The 22127-nt window shown below is 56.8% G+C and carries 17 protein-coding genes, 6 tRNA genes, 1 other RNA gene and 1 pseudogene; 15 read left to right on the top strand and 10 right to left on the bottom strand.

Translation table 11 applies throughout. The annotated features are described in order from the left end of the window. Window positions 1-226: 226 nt before the first annotated feature. The 3 genes from AB8W27_RS06005 (at window position 227) to AB8W27_RS05995 (ending at window position 3982) form a co-directional block, all read left to right on the top strand. Window positions 227-1468, top strand: coding sequence for a DUF1479 domain-containing protein (locus AB8W27_RS06005; protein WP_015741997.1), 1242 nt, complete (start codon window positions 227-229; stop codon window positions 1466-1468). Window positions 1469-1546: 78 nt separating this feature from the next. Then, on the top strand, window positions 1547-3238 hold the full coding sequence (locus AB8W27_RS06000) for a sensor histidine kinase (RefSeq protein WP_282913987.1): 1692 nt from the start codon (window positions 1547-1549) through the stop codon (window positions 3236-3238). A gap of 12 nt (window positions 3239-3250) precedes the next feature. Beyond that, window positions 3251-3982: a LytTR family DNA-binding domain-containing protein gene (locus AB8W27_RS05995; protein WP_015741999.1), complete on the top strand. Its 732-nt coding sequence runs from the start codon at window positions 3251-3253 to the stop codon at window positions 3980-3982. A gap of 36 nt (window positions 3983-4018) precedes the next feature. On the opposite strand, the gene glk is transcribed toward AB8W27_RS05995, so the two are convergent. Together glk and AB8W27_RS05985 are read right to left on the bottom strand one after the other, a co-directional pair. Continuing rightward, complete coding sequence (gene glk / locus AB8W27_RS05990) at window positions 4019-4984, bottom strand: glucokinase (protein ID WP_015742000.1); 966 nt, start codon at window positions 4982-4984, stop codon at window positions 4019-4021. Window positions 4985-5137: 153 nt separating this feature from the next. After that, window positions 5138-6805 carry an alpha-keto acid decarboxylase family protein gene (locus AB8W27_RS05985; protein ID WP_015742001.1) on the bottom strand — a complete coding sequence of 556 codons (1668 nt, stop codon included), beginning with the start codon at window positions 6803-6805 and terminating at the stop codon, window positions 5138-5140. A gap of 220 nt (window positions 6806-7025) precedes the next feature. Between AB8W27_RS05985 and mgrA the strand changes: the two genes are divergently transcribed. Both mgrA and AB8W27_RS05975 read left to right on the top strand, forming a co-directional pair. Further along, window positions 7026-8015: an L-glyceraldehyde 3-phosphate reductase gene (gene mgrA, locus AB8W27_RS05980; RefSeq protein ID WP_015742002.1), complete on the top strand. Its 990-nt coding sequence runs from the start codon at window positions 7026-7028 to the stop codon at window positions 8013-8015. Window positions 8016-8150: 135 nt separating this feature from the next. Then, window positions 8151-8507 (top strand): DUF2502 domain-containing protein, encoded by a 357-nt coding sequence (locus AB8W27_RS05975; protein WP_015742003.1) that lies wholly within the window; start codon window positions 8151-8153, stop codon window positions 8505-8507. Window positions 8508-8562: 55 nt separating this feature from the next. Here AB8W27_RS05975 and AB8W27_RS05970 read toward each other — a convergent pair whose 3' ends face one another. Next, window positions 8563-9801: an Nramp family divalent metal transporter gene (locus AB8W27_RS05970; protein WP_041923789.1), complete on the bottom strand. Its 1239-nt coding sequence runs from the start codon at window positions 9799-9801 to the stop codon at window positions 8563-8565. A 356-nt stretch (window positions 9802-10157) separates the two neighbouring features. On the opposite strand from AB8W27_RS05970, the gene AB8W27_RS05965 reads away from it, so the two are divergent. Beyond that, on the top strand, window positions 10158-11342 hold the full coding sequence (locus AB8W27_RS05965; protein WP_007700237.1) for a NupC/NupG family nucleoside CNT transporter: 1185 nt from the start codon (window positions 10158-10160) through the stop codon (window positions 11340-11342). 43 nt (window positions 11343-11385) lie between these two features. Here AB8W27_RS05965 and AB8W27_RS05960 read toward each other — a convergent pair. The 3 genes and pseudogenes from AB8W27_RS05960 to AB8W27_RS05950 all read right to left on the bottom strand — a co-directional run bounded on the left by AB8W27_RS05960 (window position 11386) and on the right by AB8W27_RS05950 (window position 13938). After that, window positions 11386-13574: pseudogene (locus AB8W27_RS05960) on the bottom strand (EAL domain-containing protein). A gap of 168 nt (window positions 13575-13742) precedes the next feature. Then, window positions 13743-13818: transfer RNA gene (locus AB8W27_RS05955), tRNA-Ala, on the bottom strand. A gap of 44 nt (window positions 13819-13862) precedes the next feature. Further along, window positions 13863-13938 (bottom strand) — tRNA-Ala (locus AB8W27_RS05950). A 218-nt stretch (window positions 13939-14156) separates the two neighbouring features. Between AB8W27_RS05950 and AB8W27_RS05945 the strand changes: the two genes are divergently transcribed. Both AB8W27_RS05945 and AB8W27_RS05940 read left to right on the top strand, forming a co-directional pair. Then, entirely contained in the window at window positions 14157-14516 is a 360-nt protein-coding gene (locus AB8W27_RS05945) for a YfeC-like transcriptional regulator (RefSeq protein WP_071820305.1), read from the top strand. Between the two features lie 3 nt (window positions 14517-14519). Further along, window positions 14520-14909 (top strand): YfeC-like transcriptional regulator, encoded by a 390-nt coding sequence (locus tag AB8W27_RS05940; RefSeq protein ID WP_015742006.1) that lies wholly within the window; start codon window positions 14520-14522, stop codon window positions 14907-14909. 25 nt (window positions 14910-14934) lie between these two features. Here the strand turns inward: AB8W27_RS05940 and gltX are convergent, their stop codons facing one another. Then, on the bottom strand, window positions 14935-16350 hold the full coding sequence (gltX, locus tag AB8W27_RS05935; protein WP_015742007.1) for a glutamate--tRNA ligase: 1416 nt from the start codon (window positions 16348-16350) through the stop codon (window positions 14935-14937). A 259-nt stretch (window positions 16351-16609) separates the two neighbouring features. Here gltX and AB8W27_RS05930 point away from each other — a divergent pair. The 6 genes from AB8W27_RS05930 to AB8W27_RS05905 all read left to right on the top strand — a co-directional run bounded on the left by AB8W27_RS05930 (window position 16610) and on the right by AB8W27_RS05905 (window position 17677). After that, a tRNA-Val gene (locus AB8W27_RS05930) sits at window positions 16610-16685 on the top strand. 41 nt (window positions 16686-16726) lie between these two features. Further along, window positions 16727-16802, top strand: a tRNA-Val gene (locus AB8W27_RS05925). 49 nt (window positions 16803-16851) lie between these two features. Then, window positions 16852-16927 (top strand) — tRNA-Val (locus tag AB8W27_RS05920). Between the two features lie 4 nt (window positions 16928-16931). Then, window positions 16932-17007 (top strand) — tRNA-Lys (locus AB8W27_RS05915). 31 nt (window positions 17008-17038) lie between these two features. Beyond that, window positions 17039-17169, top strand: a non-coding RNA gene (locus AB8W27_RS05910) — RtT sRNA. Window positions 17170-17344: 175 nt separating this feature from the next. Continuing rightward, window positions 17345-17677, top strand: coding sequence for a FlxA-like family protein (locus AB8W27_RS05905; RefSeq protein ID WP_015742008.1), 333 nt, complete (start codon window positions 17345-17347; stop codon window positions 17675-17677). Window positions 17678-17757: 80 nt separating this feature from the next. Here AB8W27_RS05905 and AB8W27_RS05900 read toward each other — a convergent pair whose 3' ends face one another. From AB8W27_RS05900 to zipA, 3 genes are all read right to left on the bottom strand, one after another. After that, the gene (locus AB8W27_RS05900; protein ID WP_007700262.1) at window positions 17758-17973 is read right to left on the bottom strand and encodes a DUF3820 family protein; all 216 of its coding nucleotides are present in this window, start codon (window positions 17971-17973) and stop codon (window positions 17758-17760) included. A gap of 1 nt (window position 17974) precedes the next feature. Then, window positions 17975-19993, bottom strand: a complete 2019-nt coding sequence (gene ligA, locus AB8W27_RS05895; RefSeq protein ID WP_015742009.1) for an NAD-dependent DNA ligase LigA — start codon at window positions 19991-19993, stop codon at window positions 17975-17977. 68 nt (window positions 19994-20061) lie between these two features. After that, window positions 20062-21021 (bottom strand): cell division protein ZipA, encoded by a 960-nt coding sequence (gene zipA, locus AB8W27_RS05890; protein ID WP_041923791.1) that lies wholly within the window; start codon window positions 21019-21021, stop codon window positions 20062-20064. Window positions 21022-21251: 230 nt separating this feature from the next. Between zipA and cysZ the strand changes: the two genes are divergently transcribed. Then, window positions 21252-22013: a sulfate transporter CysZ gene (cysZ, locus tag AB8W27_RS05885; protein ID WP_007768197.1), complete on the top strand. Its 762-nt coding sequence runs from the start codon at window positions 21252-21254 to the stop codon at window positions 22011-22013. Window positions 22014-22127 lie beyond the last annotated feature (114 nt).

Here is a 22127-nt window from a genome sequence, read left to right as displayed (position 1 = left end):
ACGTAAGCGCCCGGACCGTCCGAGCGACGCTGCCGCTGATGCGGCTCTAAGAACATAGCCTGGAAAATTTTCCGCTGTCGAGAGGCCAGCGCAAAAAAAGTTACGGAACAAAAAAACGGGAACTTTCATTTGAAAGTTAACCCTGTTTTATTTGACACAGCACGGCTATATTAACTTCGACGCAACAAAACAATAACCCTTTTTCCCGATTGCCGGAGTACCTGCTATGACCCTGCACATTCCCGATCTTCCCGCCGCTATCCGTGAGATAAAACAGCGCTTGCGCCAGGCGCTGCCGAACTATCAGGCCGTGTTTGCCGACCTGGAAGCCGATATCGCGCGCCAGATAGAAACCATCAAAAGCGAAACCGCCCGCGGCGAAAGCCCGGTGCCGCAGATCCTGGCCGACGACATTATTAACGGCCGCATCAGCGACGCGCAGAAAGCCCGCATCCGCGAACGCGGCTGCTGTGTTATCAAAGGCGTATTCCCGGAAAATCAGGCGCGCGCCTGGAACCAGGAGGTGGGCGATTATCTGGCGCGTAACGATTTTGTCGAAAAGCTCAAGAACGCGGCGGAAGATAACTATTTCGGCACACTTGCCGACAGTAAGCCGCAGATTTACGGCATTTACTGGTCGAAGCCGCAGGTGGAAGCGCGCCAGCACGAGCGCATGAAAGCCGCTCAGGTGTTTCTGAATAATCTCTGGCAGACCGAAAGCCAGGACAAACAACATTTTGACCCGAATCGCGTGGTGACTTACGCCGACCGCACCCGCCGCCGTCCGCCGCGCTCGTCGTCGCTCGGACTCTCGCCGCATGTCGATGGCGGCTCGGTGGAGCGCTGGCTTGATGAAAATTTCCGTCACGTTTACCGTCACGTTTTCAGCGGCGAGTGGCAGCGCTACAACCCGTTTGAGGCGGAAGGACGCGTCGAGGCGCGTGAGATCCCCTCGCCTGCCGTCTGCTCCATGTTCCGTACCTTCCAGGGCTGGACGGCGCTCTCCGAGCAGCGCAAGCACGGCGGTACGCTGACGCTGCTGCCGGTGGCGAACGCGATGGCGTATATCCTGCTGCGCGCGTTGCAGGACGATGTGCCGGACGATTCGCTGTGCGACGCGAAGCCGGGCCGTGCATTATCCATTAACGAACGCTGGCATCCCCTTTTACTGACCGGGATTTCCTCAATTCCCGATATGGCGCCGGGCGATACCGTGTTCTGGCACTGCGATGTTATTCATGCGGTGGAAAACGAGCATCAGGGCGAGTTCGACAGCAACGTGATGTATATCGCCGCCGCCCCGTGGTGTGAGAAAAACGACGCCTATCTGAAGCGCCAGTGGCCGGCGTTTGTGGAAGGCCGCTCGCCGCCCGACTTCGCGCCGGACGATTTCGAGGTCGATTTCAGCGGACGCGCCACCGAGGCGGATCTCACCCCTGCCGGACGCGAGCAGCTCAACGGCGCATAACCGGCAACACCTGGCGGCTGGTCAAGGGCCGTCAGGTTTTCTATCATGTCCCCTTTCCTGCCAGACATCGGATTTTCCGTGCACGAGATTTTCGACATGCTGCTGGCGGTCTTTGACCGCGCGGCGCTAATGCTGATTTGCCTCTTTTTCCTGATTCGCATCCGCCTGTTCCGCGAACTGCTGCATAAGAGCGCCCACACGCCGAAAGAGCTGCTGGCGGTCACCGCGATCTTTTCGATGTTCGCGCTGTTCAGCACCTGGTCCGGGGTGCCGGTGGAAGGCTCGCTGGTGAACGTGCGCATTATCGCCGTGATGTCCGGCGGTATTCTCTTCGGCCCGTGGGTCGGCATCATCACGGGCGTTATCGCCGGGCTACACCGTTACCTGATTGATATTGGCGGCATCACCGCCATTCCCTGTTTTATCACCAGCATCGTCGCAGGCGTGCTCTCAGGCCTTATCAGCCGCCAGGTGCCGAAAGCGCAGCACTGGCGCGCGGGCATTCTGGGCGGCATGCTGTGCGAAACGCTGACCATGATTCTGGTGGTGGTCTGGGCGCCGACCACGGCGCTCGGGCTGGATATCGTGTCGAAAATCGGCGTGCCGATGATTTTAGGCAGCGTCTCTATCGGCTTTATCGTGCTGCTGGTGCGAAGCGTCGAGGGCGAAAAAGAGGCCAGCGCCGCGCGCCAGGCCAAACTGGCGCTGGATATCGCCAACAAAACGCTGCCGCTGTTCCGCCATGTGAATACCGAATCCCTGCGTCAGGTGTGCGACATTATCCGCCGCGATATCAACGCCGACGCGGTCGCCATCACCAATACCGAAAAGGTGCAGGCCTATGTGGGCGTGGGCGAGCATAATTATCAGGATAACAGCGACGCGCTAAGCCCCACCACGCAACAGGCGATCCGCTACGGCAAAATCATCATCAAGAATAACGACGAAGCCCACCGCACGCCGGAGATTCACTCCATGCTGGTGATCCCGCTGTGGGAGAAAGGCATCGTCACCGGAACGCTGAAAATCTATTACTGCCATGCGCATCAGATAACCTCCTCGTTGCAGGAGATGGCCGTCGGCCTGTCGCAGATCATCTCTACGCAGCTTGAGGTGTCGCGCGCCGAGCAGTTGCGCGAGATGGCGAATAAAGCGGAGCTGCGCGCGTTGCAGAGCAAAATCAACCCGCACTTTCTCTTTAACGCGCTGAACGCCATTTCTTCGTCCATACGCCTCAACCCGGACACCGCGCGCCAGCTGATTTTTAACCTCTCGCGGTATCTGCGCTACAACATCGAGCTGAAAGACGACGAGCAGATCGACATTAAAAAAGAGCTGTACCAGATTAAGGACTACATCGCGATTGAGCAGGCGCGCTTCGGCGACAAGCTGACCGTGATTTACGATATCGACGACGAAGTGAACTGCCGCGTCGCCAGCCTGCTGATCCAGCCGCTGGTGGAGAACGCGATTGTGCATGGCATTCAACCGTGCCGCGGCAAAGGCGTGGTGACGCTTAGCATCGCGCAGAGCGGCAGCCGGGTGCGGATCGCGGTGCGCGATACCGGCCACGGCATCGATCCGCAGATTATCGAACAGCTGGATACCAACGAGATGCCAGTAAATAAAATCGGGCTGATTAACGTGCATCATCGGGTGAAGCTGTTATATGGCGAAGGGCTGCATATTCGCCGCCTGGAGCCGGGCACCGAGATTGCGTTTTACGTGCCGGATCAACCGCCGCGTCCCGGCGCCGCGACGCTGTTGTAGAGAGAGAAAGCGATGAAAGTGATTATCGTCGAGGATGAAGTCCTCGCGCAGCAGGAGCTGAACTGGCTGATTAAAACCCACAGCCAGATGGACGTGGTCGCCACGTTTGAAGACGGGCTGGATGTGCTGAAATACCTTCAGCAGCACGACGTGGACGCCATTTTTCTCGATATCAATATTCCGTCGCTGGACGGCGTGCTGCTGGCGCAGAACATCAGTAAATTCGCCCGCAAGCCGTTTATCGTGTTTATCACTGCCTGGAAAGAGCATGCGGTGGAGGCGTTCGAACTGGAAGCATTCGACTACATTCTGAAACCGTATCAGGAGTCGCGCATTATCGGGATGCTGCAAAAGCTGGAAGCCGCCTTTGCGCAGCAGAGCGCGCCACACGCCGCCGCGCCTGCCGGGCGCGAGAACGCGACCATTAATCTCATCAAGGATGAGCGGATTATCGTCACCGATATCAACGATATTTACTACGCCGAAGCGCACGAGAAGATGACGTTCGTCTACACGCGCAAAGAGGCGTACGTGATGCCGATGAATATTACCGAGTTTTGCAGCCGCCTGCCGGAGGCGCATTTCTTCCGCTGCCACCGCTCCTACTGCGTGAATCTCAATAAGATCCGCGAGATCGAGCCGTGGTTTAACAACACCTACATTTTGCGCCTGCGCGATCTCGATTTTCAGGTGCCGGTGAGCCGCAGCCGGGTTAAAGCATTCCGCCAGCTGATGCGGTTGTAAGGAATAACAAAAAGGCGCCGCGCGGCGCCTTTTTTGTCAGAGGATCTGCCCCAGCGTCTGGCGCAGATGCGCGCCCGCGCCGAGCAGCCCTGGCTGGTCGTGAACAATCAGATAGACCGGAATATCCTGTACGTAGGTTTTAAAGCGGCCTTTATCTTCAAACCCGCCGCGAAAACCGCTGGAGGTGAAGAAATCCAGGAAGCGCGGCACGATGCCGCCTGCGATGTAGACGCCGCCAAAGGTGCCGAGCGTCAGCGCCAGGTTGCCGCCGAAACGGCCCATGATGACGCAGAAGAGGGACAGCGCGCGACGGCAGTCGGTGCAGCTGTCATCCAGCGCGCGTTCGGTGATGTCTTTTGGACGCAGGTTGTCCGGCAGACGACCATCGGCTTTGACAATCGCGCGGTAGAGGTTCACCAGACCTGGCCCTGACAACACGCGCTCGGCGGAAACGTGGCCGACTTCGGCGCGCAGCTGCTCAAGAATAATCGCCTCTTCTTCGCTGTTCGGCGCGAAATCGACGTGGCCGCCCTCGCCCGGCAGGCTCACCCAGCGCTTATCGACATGCACAAGGTGCGCGACGCCAAGTCCGGTGCCCGCGCCATAAACGGCGATCGGTTTATTGGGCTGCGCTTCGCCGCCGCCGAACTGGATCAGATGGTCGGTTTTGAGCATCGGGATCGCCATGGAAACGGCGGTGAAATCGTTAATAATTTCCAGATGATCGAAGCCGAGATTCTTTTTCATTTCGGCGACAGAAAACGCCCAGACGTGGTTGGTCATCGCCACCCAGTCGCCGGTAATCGGACACGCAATGGCGATGCAGCCATCCGTTACCGTGGCGTTATGCTCTTTCAGATACACCCGCACCACCGCTTCAAGGCTCGGATAATCAAGGCCGGAATAAGTTTTCGCCTTGAGTATCTCGCCGCTGTCTACGTCGCACAGCGCTAAGCGTGCGTTGGTGCCGCCTACGTCTCCCACCAAAGCATATTTGGTCATTCTGTTGCTGCTCCGCTAAATACAAAATAATCTTGGCACACTCTAAATTCCCGGCGCCTGAACAACAATGACCATAGCATAAGTGCCCCGCGTTTAGAGACTTACATCACAGATTACCTTGAACGTTTCAGCATCTTCTGTACCGAAAGGCGCTTATTCATCCTGCGCGCCGTTACGGGCTTCCAGCGCCCGGCTGACGGCATCGAGCAGCGGCGGCACATCGTCGCGCGGCAGCATCACTTCAATTAACGACAACCGCTCGGGCCGCGACAGGCGTTCCAGCACGTCTTTAAGCTGCGCCGCGTCGCTGACCCGCCAGCTTTGCGCCTGGCTGGCGGCGTGCAGCGCGTGCGGCAGTTTTGTCCACTGCCACGGGGCGATGTCGTTATAGCGCTGCGTCGCGCCGTGAATGGCGCGCTCGACGGTGTAGCCATCGTTGTTGAGCACCATCACCACCGGGGCCTGCCCGTCGCGCAGCATCGACCCCATTTCCTGAATAGAAAGTTGCGCTGCGCCATCGCCAGTAATCAGCACCACACGGCGGTTCGGACAGGCGGTCTGCGCGCCGAATGCGGCGGGCAAGGCGTAGCCTATCGAGCCCCAGAGCGGCTGCACCAGAAAATCGCAGCCGGCGGGCAGACGCAGCGCGGCGGCGCCAAACGCGGCGGTGCCCTGATCGACCGCGATGATATCGCCTGGCTGTAAAAACGCTTCGATCAATGGCCAGAAATTCTGCTGGTTCAGCGCGCCTGCGGCGGTGGATTTTATTGCAGGCGGCGTAGCGTCCGGCGGCGCGAGGCGCGCGCTATGGCGTTTGGTGATGTCATGCAGAATCGCCACTGCCTGATCCATGGCGATGCCGCTAAACCAGCGGTCGCCCACGCGGGTGGCCCAGGGCTGGACATCGATGGTCTGGTCGCGCGTCAGGCGCTGGGTAAATCCGGCAGTGATGGTATCGGCGAACTGCACCCCGACGCAGATAACCAGCTCCGCCTCTTCTATCGCCCGGCAGACCGCCGGATCGCTTGCCGCGCCGCTGTAGGTGCCCGTAAAGCCGGGCTTTGTTTCATCCAGCACGCCTTTGCCCATCAGCAGCGAGCTGTGCGGCATCGGCGTGTCGTCCATCCACTGATGCAGCGCGTTTTGCACGCCGAAGCGCTGGGCCAGAAAATCCGCCAGCAGCGCCACGCGCCCGCCTTTGGCGAAGCGCGCCTGCGCCGCCTCGCGAAATGCGGCCAGTTGGGCGTCGTCGCCCTGTGGGCGCGGCGCTGTGATAGCGTTTACAGGCGCGGTCGCAGGCGCGCGTGCCACATCGGTCGGCAGCACCAGATAACCAGGACGACGGGTACGCAGCATTTCCGCTATCACTCTGTCGATTTCGCTACAGGCGTTCGCGGGGGTAAGCCAGCCCTGCGCGGCGGTGACTTCGCGGGCGATGCGCAAAAAGTGGTGAAAATCGCCGTCGCCCAGCGTGTGGTGCAATACTTCGCCTTTGCGCTGCGCCGACTGACACGGCGCGCCAACGATATGCAGCACCGGCACCGCCTCAGCGTAGCTGCCCGCCACGGCATTAAGCGCGCTTAGCTCGCCCACGCCATAGGTCGTCAGCAGCGCGCCGATGCCGTTGCAACGGGCGTATCCATCGGCGGCATAAGCGCCGTTGAGCTCGTTGGCGCAGCCGACCCAGGTGATACGCGGGTGGGCGATGACGTTATCGAGGAACAGCAGATTGTAATCTCCAGGCACGCCAAACAGGTGCTTAACGCCACATCCCGCCAGACGATCCAGCAGATAATCGGCAATACAATAGTTAGCTGGCATATTCGCCATCCTTTTTCAGGAGCCTGTAGTGAGTATTAGTGAAGTGTGATCGCTGTCCAGAATGCGGCAGCAAAAAGCGGTGGCAAGCAAGATTTACGCACGTCGGGCGTGTAGGCTGTCAGCTTTCGCAATGGGTGTAACCGTATACACTTGCGGTATCGCTTTGCATATTAACGCGATACTCAAACCGTACAGCAACCACGTACAGAGGTGAATAAACATGGTTTATCAGGCAGATCCTGCGCGCTACGCCACGATGGAATACCGCCGCTGCGGACACAGCGGCCTGAAGCTTCCGGCCATTTCGCTCGGCCTGTGGCATAATTTTGGCGACGCTACGCTGGTGGAGACCAGCCGCCAGCTGCTGCGCCGGTCGTTTGACCTCGGCATCACCCATTTTGACCTCGCCAATAATTACGGCCCGCCGCCGGGCTCCGCCGAAAGCCATTTTGGCCGCATTCTGAAAGAAGATTTTCTGCCCTACCGCGACGAGCTGATTATCTCCACCAAAGCGGGCTACACCATGTGGGACGGCCCTTACGGCGACTGGGGCTCACGCAAATACCTGATTTCAAGCCTTGACCAGAGCCTCAGGCGCATGGGCCTTGAATACGTGGATATTTTCTATCACCACCGTCCGGACCCGGAGACGCCGCTCGAAGAGACCATGCGCGCGCTGGACCATATTGTGCGTCAGGGTAAGGCGCTGTATGTCGGCATCTCTAACTACCCGGCGGATCGCGCGCGCGAGGCTATCGACCTGCTGGCGCAACTCGGCACGCCGTGCGTTATCCATCAGCCAAAATATTCGATGTTTGAGCGCTGGGTGGAAGACGGTCTGCTGGATTTGCTCAAGGAAAAAGGCGTCGGCAGTATTGCCTTTTCGCCGCTGGCGGGCGGGCAGCTCACTGACCGCTACCTGAACGGTATTCCGGCGGATTCGCGCGCCGCCAGCGGTAGCCGCTTCCTGAATCCGGATCAGATAACGCCTGAGAAGCTGGAGAAAGTGCGCAAGCTGAACAGTCTCGCGGTACAGCGCGGGCAGAAGCTGTCGCAGATGGCGCTCGCCTGGGTGCTGCGCGATGAGAACGTTACGTCGGTACTCATTGGCGCCAGCAAGACCAGCCAGATAGACGATGCGGTGGGAATGCTGGCGAAGCGCACCTTTACCGTCGAAGAACGTCAGGCGATCGAGGCGATACTCGCATAGTGCATGAGGTGACGCTGCTTTAGCAAAATGTGCGGTCATACCTGTTTTCGGAGTCGGAGCGATGCTGCAGAGATTTACAGGTCCGTAATATTACTGCAACAGGCCACTACGGCCCCGATCGTGAAGGAGATAAGTATGTTCAGGTCACTGATTCTTGCAGCAGCGTTACTGGCGGGTACGGCGCCGCTTATCGCCAGCGCTAGTGAAATCACCCTGTTGCCATCCATCAAATTACAAATTGGCGATCGCGACAATTACGGTAACTACTGGGACGGCGGCCGCTGGCGCGACCGCGACTACTGGCGCAATCATTACGAGTGGCGCGGCGACCGCTGGTGGCGTCATGACAATGGTCGTCATCGCGGCTGGGACAAACACCGCGGCTGGGACGACCGCCGGGCGTATGAGCGTGGCTATCGCGAAGGCTGGAGCGATCGCGATGACCGTCGCGGCTGGGATAAACATGGCCGCGGCCATGGTCATCACCACTGAGTTCACTCGCGTAATAACAAAAAAGGCAGGCCCGGAGCCTGCCTTTTTTACGTCGTTATAATCCGAGCGCCGTGCCCACCAATAGCCAGATATTCAGCGCTACCACCAGTACGACAATCGCCCAGCCGGTGCGTTTTACCCACGGTGTGTTGACCAGCTCGCCCATCAGCGTTTTGTTGCTGGTAAAGAACAGCAGCGGCACCAGCGCCAGCGCGATACCAAAGCTCAGCAGCACCTGGCTCATCACGAGAATGCGCGTCGGATCGAGGCCCATCAGGATAACGATAAACGACGGCGCCATTGTCACCGCGCGACGTACCCACAGCGGAATGCTGAAGCGCACAAACCCCTGCATCACCACCTGCCCTGCCAGCGTGCCCACCACCGTGGAGGAGAGCCCAGCCGCTACCAGACTTAAACCAAAAATGGTCGCCGCCGCGTGGCTCAGGAGCGGTTCGAGCGTCAGGTACGCCTGATCGAGCTCGGCCACTTTGGTATGTCCGCTGAAGTGAAACGCCGCCGCTGCGGTCGCCATCATCGCCAGATTCACAAAACCGGCGATGGTCATCGCGATCGCCACGTCCCATTTGGTCGCGGAGTAGCGTTCTTTACGCGAGCCGTCATGCAGGTTTTGCGTGAGCGACGAATGCAGATAGATAACGTGCGGCATGATGGTCGCCCCCAGGACGCCTGCGGCCAGGAACACGGCTTCGGAATTCGGCAGGCTTGGGATAAGCATCCCTTTGCCGAGCGCGGCAAGCTTCGGCTGCGAGAAGAAAAGTTCGACAATATACGCGGCCGCCACAAACAGCAGCAGCCCGCCGATGACTTTTTCCAGCGGTTTCTGCCCGCGCTTTTGCAGCATCAGGATAAGAAACGTGGCGATACCGGTCAGCACCGCGCCCTGCAGGAGCGACACGCCAAGGATCAGCTTAAAGCCTATCGCCGCGCCGATAAATTCCGCGAGATCGGTCGCCATGGCGATGATCTCCGCCTGCACCCAGTAAAACCAGACGACCTGGCGCGGATAGTGATCGCGAATTTGCTCGGCGAGATTTTTGCCGGTAGCGATGCCAAGCTTGGCGGAGAGCACCTGAATCAGCATCGCCATCAGGTTCGCCCAGACCACCACCCACAGGAGTTGATAGCCAAAGCTCGCGCCCGCCTGGATGTTGGTCGCAAAGTTACCCGGATCGATATAGCCAATGGCAGCGATGAAAGCTGGCCCCATCAGCGCCAGCCTTAACTTTCGCGCTGTACGGCCACGATTTTGCTCAACGCGACTGTGGTTCATTCTCTGCCTCTGAAATATAGCCTTTGCTATGTTTCATGCTACCAAAATGAGAATGATTATCAAGTTCATAAGACCGGACAATCTCTGATGGCTCTGATAGCTGAAATCAATGAAAGGTGAGTTAAGATCGAGGAATACGCGGAAAAGTCTACCGCATGTGACCACGTATGTTAAAAGTGTAGCAGGAAAAGATAACCTTTCACTGCTTTACGTAACATCACATTTTTGTATGTTTGATCACTCTTTTCATGTTTTGTCACATGACGTAACTATAGTGTGTTGCAGATCTCGTTTTCTAAATGGTTGTTGCATAGAATGTGCACGGAAATTAAACCTGCCTCATATTTGGAGCAAATATGTCCCGCGTTCTTCATTTCGTTTTGGCGCTCGCCGTTGTAGCGCTCCTTGCTTTGCTGGTTAGTCACGACCGCAAAAAAATTCGCCTGCCCTATATTGGTCTGCTGCTGGTTATCGAAGTGCTGCTGGCCTGGTTCTTCCTGAACTCAAACATTGGCCTGGGCTTTGTGAAAGGCTTTGCCGATATGTTTGAAAAACTGCTCGGCTTTGCTAATGAAGGGACTAACTTCGTCTTTGGCAAAATGAACGATGAAGGTCTGGCTTTCTTCTTCCTGAAAGTGCTCTGCCCTATCGTCTTTATCTCTGCGTTAATCGGTATTTTGCAGCATATTCGCGTTCTGCCGATTGTTATCCGGGCTATCGGTACGGTTCTCTCTAAAGTGAACGGTATGGGTAAACTGGAATCCTTCAACGCGGTAAGCTCGCTGATTCTGGGACAATCAGAAAACTTTATCGCCTATAAGGATATTCTCGGCAAGATGTCGCGCAACCGTATGTACACTATGGCTGCGACCGCGATGTCCACCGTGTCCATGTCGATCGTCGGCGCGTACATGACCATGCTGAAACCGCAGTACGTTGTGGCGGCGCTCATTCTGAACATGTTCAGCACCTTTATCGTCCTCTCCATCATCAACCCGTACCGTGTTGAAAATGAAGAAGATTTGCAGATGTCTAACCTGCATGAAGGGCAGAGCTTCTTCGAAATGCTGGGCGAGTACATTCTGGCAGGTTTCAAAGTGGCGATTATCGTTGCCGCGATGCTGATCGGCTTTATCGCGCTGATCTCCGGCCTGAACGCGCTGTTCGCCGCTGTACTGGGCATCTCCTTCCAGGGCATTCTGGGCTACATCTTCTACCCGGTTGCCTGGGTGATGGGCGTACCGGCCAGCGAAGCGCTGCAGGTGGGCAGTATTATGGCGACCAAACTGGTGTCCAATGAATTCGTCGCAATGATGGATCTGCAGAAACTGGCGGGCACTATCTCTCCGCGCGCGGAAGGCATTCTGTCGGTATTCCTGGTTTCCTTCGCGAACTTCTCCTCTATCGGCATCATCGCAGGCGCTATCAAAGGCCTGAATGAAGAGCAAGGCAACGTGGTTTCTCGCTTCGGCCTGAAGCTGGTGTATGGCTCTACGCTGGTGAGCGTACTCTCCGCGTCTATCGCCGCACTCGTGCTGTAAGATAACGCGACGCGTTAAAAACCGGGGCCTGGCTCCGGTTTTTTTATGCCCTGCGCTCAAGCGGCTCAGGCTGCCCTGGCAGATAGCCCTGAATATACTCCACGCCAAGCGCGAACAGCAGATCGCGCTGCGCCGGGGTTTCAACGAACTCTGCTACCACCGTCAACCCGCGCGCCTTCGCCAGATCGCAAATCGATTTCACCACCAGCGCGTCAAACGTATTGCTCACCACGTGACGGACAAAGCAGCCGTCGATTTTAATGATATCGGCCTGTAAGCTTTTGAGCCGCTCGAAATTGGCGTAACCGGTGCCAAAATCATCAATCGCGATGCAAAACCCTCGCGCCTGCAAAAGCGCGATATTATGCATGGTGTTTTCCGAGCCGGAGAGCGCCTGCTCCTCCGTTACCTCCAGAATCACCGCGCTAATCGGCACCTGGTAGCGCTCAAACAGCGCAATGGCCTGCTGGGCGATGCCCTGCTGTTGTAGCGTTAAGGGCATCAGGTTAACGGAAAAGCGCGCGCCTGGGCGCGTTTGCGGGTGCGCGTGCAGATATTTCAGGAGTTTCTCCAGCACCTGCATATCAAAACGCGCGCTGAGGTTAAAACGGGCGATCAACGGGATAAATTTCGCGGGCATAATGAGCTCGCCATCGCACTCAAGCCGCGCCAGAATTTCAGCATACCCCTCCCCCTGCGCATTGCGTATCGGCTGCGCGAACAGCGTGACGCCATCCCCGGAGAGCGCGCGTTTTACCTTCTGCAGCATCAGCACCGGCTCGCTGGTTTGCCCGGAAATGCCCTGGCTGCGGCTTTCCAGCGCCACCACCGGCTCGCCGGGATGTGCAAGTTCCGCGAGATAACTCAGTTGCCCGATGGTGCGGTAAAGCTCCTCTGGCGCCTGCACCTGATGTACCGGCGCCCAGGCGGCGCCATAGTCGAGATCAAGCGGCGTGCCGTTCCACTGGATACGTTTGCTGTTCAGCAGATCCACCATGTGCCGCAACCGGTTATGCGGCTCAGGGCCTGCCAGCCAGATAAGCAGGTCGCTGTCCGGTAACTGAAAGACTTTTTCGCCGGCGTTCAGCCAGGGCAACAGGAGCGTCGTCACCTCTTTTTTGCACTGGATGCGCATCATCAGGCCATAGTGACGGCTAAGAAACTCAAGATTGGTCACACGCAGGCAGCAGAGCGCGCCGCCAGAAGCACTTTGCAGGTGCCGCTCCAGCGCGCGCAGGTTTGGCAGTCGCGTAAGGGGATCGGTCAATGCCAGCATACGATATTGCCGTTTCATCCATTCATTTTTGTTAAAAATGACCGTCATGAAACGCATCGAAACTGCAAATGCAATAAAGCCAGACAGCATAAACGCCAGCAAAAAGCCGTTTTTATCTGCCGGTAAAAAGCTGTTGGAGCTACCCATTAACAATAATAAAGCAACAGACCAGAGCAGCGTAATCAGCACGGGACCGATAAGAAAAATCCCGGTGGTAAATAAAACGAAAATGACCGGCAGCGTATAAATCGAAATTAAAAAAACTTTAAAGGGCAGCAGAAAGAGCGTCAGCAGAATGAATACCGAGGCAAACCAGCCTGTGGCCAGCAACTTTTTTTCCGGCGCGAGCAGCGGAATAATGCAGCGGCGCCAGAACGCGCGGGCAAACACCGGGCTTAGCGCCATGCGGACTGGATAATAAAAAATATCGACGAAGATGACCGATGCTGCCATTAAACCCTGGACGGTGACAATACTGTAAAACGACGTGCTTTCGCCAAAATAAGACGCAATAACCTGAGGATAATCAAGCCAGTGCCCTGAAATCATCATTAAGAGCTTGATCAGACAAGGCGCCATCAGGCCAGTCAGGAAGAGGCGTAACCCCGCGCCGCGCCGGGCCATCGCAAAGCGCCAGCGCGGACCTTTCAGGGCGCGGCACAAGCCGCACGCCAGCGTAATCGGCAATAAAAAACTCGCGATAAACGCCAGCAGTTGTTGGCTATTTAGCGGGAAAAACCAGCCATAAAAAATAAAAATGAGAGCGCCAGGGGGAGTAAGGCATAGCGGCCGAAAAGATAAATCATCGCCAGCATCAGGCTGAGCGGTAAAAACGTTAAATATATTCCTGCGCCATCGACAATAGCCTCTGGCGATAACAGGCGCGCTAGCGGCAACAACAGGACGCACAGCAACAACGCAATGCCTGACTTACGCAAACCGTGGCGATAATTCATAAGAAGCTTCTTACAGGCATGGCGGCGTTTCTACAGACTTTAATGATAAAAACCTTTCGCCTGGCTGGCAAGAAAATGGGGAATGTTCAGAAGAAGCGGCGGATGACGAGTAGAAATAATCCACCCTTAAAAACAAAAACCCCCGCCATAAGGCGAGGGTTTCAATTTTGGTGGAGCTAAGCGGGATCGAACCGCTGACCTCTTGCATGCCATGCAAGCGCTCTCCCAGCTGAGCTATAGCCCCACGAGATTCTGGTGTTACTGACCAAACCTGTTGGGATAAAGGTTTGGTGGAGCTAAGCGGGATCGAACCGCTGACCTCTTGCATGCCATGCAAGCGCTCTCCCAGCTGAGCTATAGCCCCGTCGGAACACCTTGTCGCGTTGACGGGCGGGATAATAAGAATTCCACCGGACAGTGTCAACGCCAAATTCATCTTTGCATTTCAAGTGCCGAAAAAGCCAGCAAAAAGGTTCCAAAAAATCGCATCTCCCGATACGCTAGTTATTCCCGTCACAGTTTCCTGTACTGTGTTCTTGTACGATAAACGACTAACAGGTTACATGTTGAAAAGGATGAGTTATGGTCAAGGATCGAATGACCCCGGACGAGCTGGCGCATTACACCGGATATAGCCGCCAGACTATCAATAAATGGGTGCGCAAAGAGGGCTGGCACACGTCGCCGAAGCCCGGCGTACAGGGCGGCAAAGCGCGCGTGATTCATGTTGATGAACAGGTGCTGGCGTTTATCCGCAGCGCCCGCCGCGTCTCTGATAACGTCGCCACCTATACAGCGTCTGTCGACGCGCCCCTGGAAAATCTGCTGCTGAATTCTCTGAAAGAGATGAGCCAGTCAGAGCAAAAACAGCTAACCTCGTTACTGCTGCGTGAAGGCATTGCCGGCCTGTTGCAGCGGCTGGATATTCGCCACACGGATTAAGCCATGAACCGATTTACACGCTGGATGACGGCGAAAGAACTGGGCGAGCTGACGGGCTATACGGCGCAGACCATCAGCGGCTGGGCGCGGAAGTACGGCTGGAAGCGTATTCCGCTCAAGGGGCGTAAAGGCGGCGCGCAGTTAATTCTTATCACGCAGCAGGTGTATGACTATTTTCTGTCCACCGATAAGCTGCGCTACTCAGCCCACCTCTATCGCCGCGTTGAAGAGAACGATGCGCCCTACGTGACCTGGGATAACGAAATGATGGCGCAGTTTATCCGCACGCTGGAGATGCTGAACCCGCAGGAACAGGCGCGCCTGAGCGAGCTGATTAATGAAGAAGGGACGGCGGGTCTGGTGAAAAGGCTCGGCCTTAGCGACGAAAAATAAAAGCCGGCTTGCGCCGGCTTTTTTATTACTGCTGGTTTTCGCGTTCCGCGATAAAGGCCAGCGCTTTGTTGATACGCTCTACGCTTCGGGATTTACCAATCGCGTGAACGGTCACGTCCAGGCCCGGTGATTGCCCTGCCCCGGTCACCGCGACGCGTAGCGGCATGCCCACTTTACCCATGCCCACTTCCAGCTCATCGGCGGTCGCCTGAATGGCATGATGCACATTTTCAGCGGTCCAGTCGGTCACCGCAGCGAGTTTATCGCGCACCACTTCCAGCGGCTGACGCGCCACCGGGCGCAGGTGTTTTTTCGCCGCGTCGGCGTCGAACTCGCTGAAATCTTCATAGAAGTAGCGGCAGGTCTGCGCCATCTCTTTGAGGGTTTTGCAGCGCTCGCCCAGCAGTTTTACCAGCTCCGCCAGTTGCGGACCGTTGCGGGTGTCGATGTTTTCCTGCTCAATATGCCACTGCAGATGCGTCGCCACATATTCCGGCGCCAGCGTGTTGATGTAGTGGTGGTTGAGCCACAGCAGTTTATCAGTGTTAAACGCACTCGCCGATTTGCTCACTGCATCAAGCGCGAAGAATTTGATCATCTCTTCACGGGAGAAAATTTCCTGATCGCCGTGGGACCAGCCCAGACGCACCAGATAGTTCAACAGCGCTTCCGGCAGATAGCCGTCGTCGCGATACTGCATGACGCTGACCGCGCCGTGACGTTTGGAGAGCTTTTTACCGTCATCGCCATTGATCATAGAAACGTGCGCATACAGCGGCACCGGCGCGCCCAACGCTTTCAGGATGTTAATCTGGCGCGGGGTGTTGTTGATATGGTCTTCGCCGCGGATCACGTGCGTGATTTCCATATCCCAGTCATCCACCACCACGCAGAAGTTGTACGTCGGGGAACCGTCAGTACGACGGATGATCAGATCGTCGAGTTCAAGGTTGCTGAATTCAATCGGGCCGCGGATCTGATCGTCAAACACGACGGAGCCGTCCTGCGGGTTAGCAAAACGCACGACGCAAGGCTCATCGTCAGCGTGATGCTCATGGCTGTGGCGGCAGCGGCCGTCATAACGCGGCTTCTCGCCCTTCGCCATCTGTTCTTCGCGCAGCGCTTCCAGACGCTCTTTTGAGCAATAGCACTTATACGCCGTTCCCGCCGCCAGCATTTCATCAATTACCGCGTTGTAGCGATCGAAACGTTTGGTCTGGAAATACGGGCCTTCATCCCACTCCAGGCTCAGCCAGTTCATCCCATCCATAATGGCTTCGATGGCTTCCGGCGTGGAGCGCTCAAGATCGGTGTCTTCAATGCGCAGCACAAATTCGCCGCCCTGATTGCGGGCGAAAAGCCAGGAATAAAGAGCGGTACGGGCGCCACCGACATGCAGATAGCCGGTCGGGCTTGGCGCGAAGCGGGTTTTGATTTTCATTGATTGGCCTTAGTGTTAAACAATGCCATTAAGCGGCACATGCCAGGGAGTGACAAAGTGGGCAATATTCTACCACCGTGCGCTGATTCCTCAATGTTGATACCTTCCGCCCCTCTTTTCAGTCGTTATCTGTTGAGAAATCATACCTTAACGCCCAGAAAACCAACGCGCTGTCTAATTTTACGACGAACAAACAAAAACTTTGGAAAAGGCGTTGACTCATTTTCAACTCTCCCTATAATGCGACTCCACACAGCGGGGGTGATTAGCTCAGCTGGGAGAGCACCTCCCTTACAAGGAGGGGGTCGGCGGTTCGATCCCGTCATCACCCACCACTTTAACGTGGTTCCCGCAGTGTAGATAAGAAATGAGAAGTGGGTGATTAGCTCAGCTGGGAGAGCACCTCCCTTACAAGGAGGGGGTCGGCGGTTCGATCCCGTCATCACCCACCACTTTCTCGCCAGCGAATTTCTTATCATGCAGTAACAGAAGTACCGAAGTGGGTGATTAGCTCAGCTGGGAGAGCACCTCCCTTACAAGGAGGGGGTCGGCGGTTCGATCCCGTCATCACCCACCACTTCGGGTCGTTAGCTCAGTTGGTAGAGCAGTTGACTTTTAATCAATTGGTCGCAGGTTCGAATCCTGCACGACCCACCAATGTAAAAAGGCACCCTAAAGGTGCCTTTTTGCTTATCTGAACGTAAGAAAGATTCGAACCTGCAGCAGGTTCGTGTCGAGCCATTTATGGCGAGACAACGGAGCCGCTTGCGGCGACGGCCCGAAGGGCGAGCGAAGCGAGTCATCCTGCACGACCCACCAATGTAAAAAGGCACCCTAAAGGTGCCTTTTTGCTATGCGCGCTATCCACATCCTCACGCCTTTTACCGTATCTACCCGCCCTGCTTCGCTTTTATACGCGATTTCGCCATTAAGCACTCAGCTTTCCGGTTCCGGTGCCGATACCTTCTCCAGGCCTATAACAAAGGAGAACATGATGTCGACTACCATTACTGCATCAACCCCGTCGGTACAGACAAGCAGCAGCAGCGCGTCCAGCGGCAACGATATTGCGTCGCAAATTGCCCGCCTGACACAGCAAATCACCAAGCTTACAACCAAGCTAAAAGATCTCGCCACCAGCGAAGGCAGCGCGGAAGAGAAGCAGAAACAGCAGCAGCTTATCCAGAACCAGCTCAAAATGTTGCAGGCGCAGCTGGCTCAGTTGCAGCATGAGCAGGCTGAACAGGCGCAGAAAAAACAGGAAAGCAAGCAGGTGGAAGCCGTGAAACAGGCCTCCAGCGACCATCAGATTGACATCTACGTATAAGAATAACGTTCTCACGGGCCGGTAACAGGGCCACGGTGAAATGGCAGGAAAAATCACGGCGCGAATTTTCGCGCCGTTTTTCAGGGCTTTTTCAGCGGCTGGACCAGGTGGCCCAGCCCTTCTGATTTAATCAGCAGCGTCACCGCCATCAGCTCGCCAAGTTTTCCCGCGGGAAACTCATCCTTGCGGGCAAACCACAGCAGATACTCTTCCGGCAGATCGATAAGCCGGCGGCCTTTGTATTTACCAAACGGCATTTCCGTATTGGCGATAGCGATGAGTTGCTCTTTTTCCATATTACTCACCCAACAGGCGCAACATTTCCGCCTCGTCGATGACCTCAATGCCCAGCTCCTGCGCTTTCGCAAGTTTGGAGCCCGCCGCTTCACCGGCGATAAGCAGATCGGTTTTCTTCGACACGCTGCCGCTGACTTTCGCCCCCAGCGCCGCGAGGCGCGCTTTGGCGTCGTCGCGCGACATCTGGCTTAACGAGCCGGTCAGCACCACGGTTTTCCCGGCGAACGGGCTGTCTATCTCTTCAGCTTTCACCACCTGCGGCGCGGGCCAGTGAATGCCCACCTCTTCGGTGAGATCGCGGATCACCGCGCGGTTGCTCTCTTCTTCAAAGAAGTTGAACACATGCGTCGCGACCACAATCCCGACATCCGGTACTTTTTGCAGGTCGTCAATCGAGGCGTTAATCAGCGCCTCCAGCGTGCCGAAATGAGCCGCGAGCCCGGCGGCGGTCGCTTCGCCCACTTCCCGGATGCCGAGCGCATAGAGAAAACGCGCGAACGTGGTTTCTTTGGCTTTTTCCAGCGCAGTGACCAGATTTTGCGCCGATTTCGGCCCCATGCGATCGAGTCCGGTCAGTTTACCCGCCGTCAGACGGAACAGATCGGCAGGCGTATGGACATATTCTTTCTCAACCAGCTGGTCGATGATTTTATCGCCCATGCCGTCCACATCCATGGCGCGACGCGAGACGAAATGCTTAAGCGCCTCTTTACGCTGGGCGCCGCAGATAAGCCCGCCGGTGCAGCGCGTCACCGCCTCGCCCTCAACACGCTCGACATCCGAGCCGCAGACCGGGCACTGCGTCGGGAACACCACCGGTCGCGTTTCTTCCGGGCGCTCAGAGAGCACCACGTTGACCACCTGCGGAATAACATCGCCCGCGCGGCGAATCACCACTTTATCGCCGATACGCAGCCCAAGGCGCGCAATTTCATCAGCGTTATGCAGCGTCGCGTTGCTCACCAGCACACCCGCCACCTGCACCGGTTCCAGGCGCGCGACCGGCGTAATAGCACCGGTACGTCCGACCTGGAACTCGACGTCACGCACGGTCGTCAGTTGCTCCTGAGCCGGGAATTTAAACGCCACGGCCCAGCGCGGCGCCCGCGCCACGAAGCCCAGCTGTTCCTGAAGCTCAAGCGAATCGACTTTAATTACCACGCCGTCAATGTCAAACCCGAGCGTCGGTCTGTCGGCCTCGACCTGGCGGTAAAACGCCAGCACGTCTTCCGGCGTTTTCACGAGGCGAATGCGATCGCTCACCGGCAGGCCCCAGGCTTTAAACTGTTGCAGACGAGCCATATGGCTGCGCGGCAGCTCGCCGCCTTCCAGCAGCCCGACGCCGTAACAGAAGAAGGTCAGCGGGCGTTTGGCGGTGACGCGCGGATCGAGCTGACGCAGCGAACCCGCCGCCGCGTTACGCGGATTAGCGAAAACTTTTCCGCCGGTGCGCCGGGCTTCTTCGTTGATCTTTTCAAAGCCCGTCTGGGGCAGGAACACTTCGCCGCGCACTTCGAGGCGCGCCGGAATGTTATCCCCATGCAGCTTCAGCGGAATGGCGCGAATGGTGCGCACGTTAAGCGTGATATCTTCGCCGGTTGTGCCGTCACCGCGGGTGGCGGCACGCACCAGCAGTCCATCTTCATAGAGCAGGCTGACCGCCAGGCCATCGAGTTTTAGCTCGCAGCAGTACACCAGCGCATCGGTGTTTTTCAGGCGATCCTGCACACGCTTGTTAAACGCCAGGAAACTCGCCTCGTCAAACACGTTATCCAGCGAGAGCATCGGCACTTCATGACGCACCTGGCTGAACGCGGTCAGCGGGGCTGCGCCAACGCGCTGGGTGGGCGAATCGGGCGTCACCAGCTCCGGATGCGCCTCTTCCAGCGCGCGCAGTTCGCGCATCAGGCGATCGTATTCAGCATCCGGCACTTCCGGCGCGTCCATGACATGGTAGAGAAATTCATGATGGCGAAGCGTGGTTCGCAGTTGAGTCAGTTTTTCTTCGATTGATTCCATAACGCACCATCAATGATAAAAAACCCCCGACAGGCGGGGGTTATGGGAGAAAGCTTAACGGCGGGCGGTTAGCCGTTCGCCTCTTTCACATCGCGAATTCTGTCCTGATATTCACGCAGCTTCTGCGGCGTCATCATACGGCGCTGATCGTCCAGCACCACGCCGCCAACTTCATCGGCGATATGCTGCGCCGACTGCAACATCAGCTTGAAGTTTTGCAGCTCATCGCCAAACCCTGGCACCTGCATAAAGATGGTGATACCCGGCGTGGTAAAATCGGTCATGGTTTCCGGATCAAACGAACCTGGTTTAACCATATTCGCCAGGCTGAACAGCACAGGTCCGCTGCCGTCCGGGCTCAGATGACGATGGAAAATGTTCATGTCGCCAAATTTAAAACCGGCCTGCTGAATGCTGTTGAACAGCACATCGCCATTAAGCTGGCTGCCCGCGTGGGCCGCCACGTTCATAATAATAACGGTTTCTTTCGGCTGTGGTTTTGCCGGGGCGCTTACGGGCGCGGGTTCGGAAACCGGCTCTGGTTGCGGCACATGCTCGGCGACCGGCTGCGGCGCGGGCTGGCGCATTGCAGGCTGTGCTGGCGCAGGCTGTTGCGGTTGCGGCGCAGTCTGGCGAACCGGCTGCGGCTGTTGCGGCTGATGCAATGGCGCTTCAGGCGTTTCTGTGTACGCAGCCTCGTGTTCCGGCTCGATCGGCTCGCGAACAGGCTGACGCGGCTGAGAAGGCGCGTAAGGCGGCTGATAGTTATGCTGAGGCTGGCGAGCCGGCGCGCTTTCCGGCACCGGCGCGCTGCGGCGCACGCGAACTTCGCCAACGCCGTCGTCATCCGGCTCATCGACGTCGTTTTCGTCTTCATCCTCATCGCGCTTCGATTTCATGCGCTTCATCGGACGATCGCGGAACATAGAAGAACGCTCCTTACGGCTGGTCCACAGACCATGCACCAGTAAGGCGATTATGGCGATCGCGCCAACAATGATTAATATCAGACGCAAATCCTGCATCATTATATTCTCTGTTGTTCTAACACCTTGCCATGACGGCAAACATTTACTCACTAAGAGTATTTGCCCATTACGGCAAGTGCAAGTGCGCGCTCGGTTTTCCGGACAGAAAGATGAAAGAAATCGTGCTTTTTGCTGTTTTTTCGACCATTTCTCGGGTGGCGCAAATTTCCCTCTCGGTTAAGATAACCGGGCCCCGGTTCGGGGAGGCTAATAAGGAGCTTTGTGGAACTATGGTTTCAAACACAGGCGCGGGTTCGCGCAGCGGTCTGTACTACCTTTCAGAGGGATTCAGGCTGATAAGCCAGCCGGGTATCCGGCGCTTCGTGATCCTTCCTCTGCTGGTCAATTTTTTGCTGATGGGCGGCGCGTTCTGGTGGCTGTTTACCCGTCTCGATAACTGGATCCCGCGACTGATGTCTCATGTCCCGGAATGGCTGCAGTGGCTTAACTATCTGCTCTGGCCGCTGGCGGTAATCTCTGTCGTCCTGATTTTCGGCTATTTCTTTTCTACCGTAGCCAACTGGATAGCCGCGCCGTTTAACGGCCTGCTGGCGGAACAGCTGGAGGCCCGGCTTACCGGCGCCACGCCGCCGGATACCGGTATTTTCGGCATCATGAAAGATTTGCCGCGCATCATGAAGCGCGAATGGCAAAAGCTCGCCTGGTATCTGCCCCGCGCGTTAGTACTGCTGCTGCTCTACTTTATTCCCGGAATCGGCCAGACCATCGCGCCGGTGCTCTGGTTCCTCTTTAGCGCCTGGATGCTCTCTATCCAGTATTGCGACTACCCGTTCGATAACCATAAAGTGCCGTTTAAAACCATGCGTACTGCGCTGCGCGAACGGAAAGGTTTAAATATGCAGTTCGGGGCGCTGGTCAGCCTCTTTACGCTGGTGCCGGTGCTGAATCTCGCGATTATGCCCGTAGCAGTCTGCGGCGCAACGGCGATGTGGGTAGATTGCTATCGCGGCAAACACGCCAGCTGGCGCTAGTCCGGCTGGCATATAGCCGGGCTTATTCCATACTCTTAAGCATTATTTCGCACGAGCATAACGATATACGAAATCCTTACTTCCTCAGACGCGTTGAGCGGGTATGCTGGTGTG

This window comes from Cronobacter turicensis (assembly GCF_041222865.1).
GTDB lineage: Bacteria > Pseudomonadota > Gammaproteobacteria > Enterobacterales > Enterobacteriaceae > Cronobacter > Cronobacter turicensis.
Note: the sequence above shows the minus strand (reverse complement) of the source record. Positions and strands in the feature narration are given on the sequence as shown.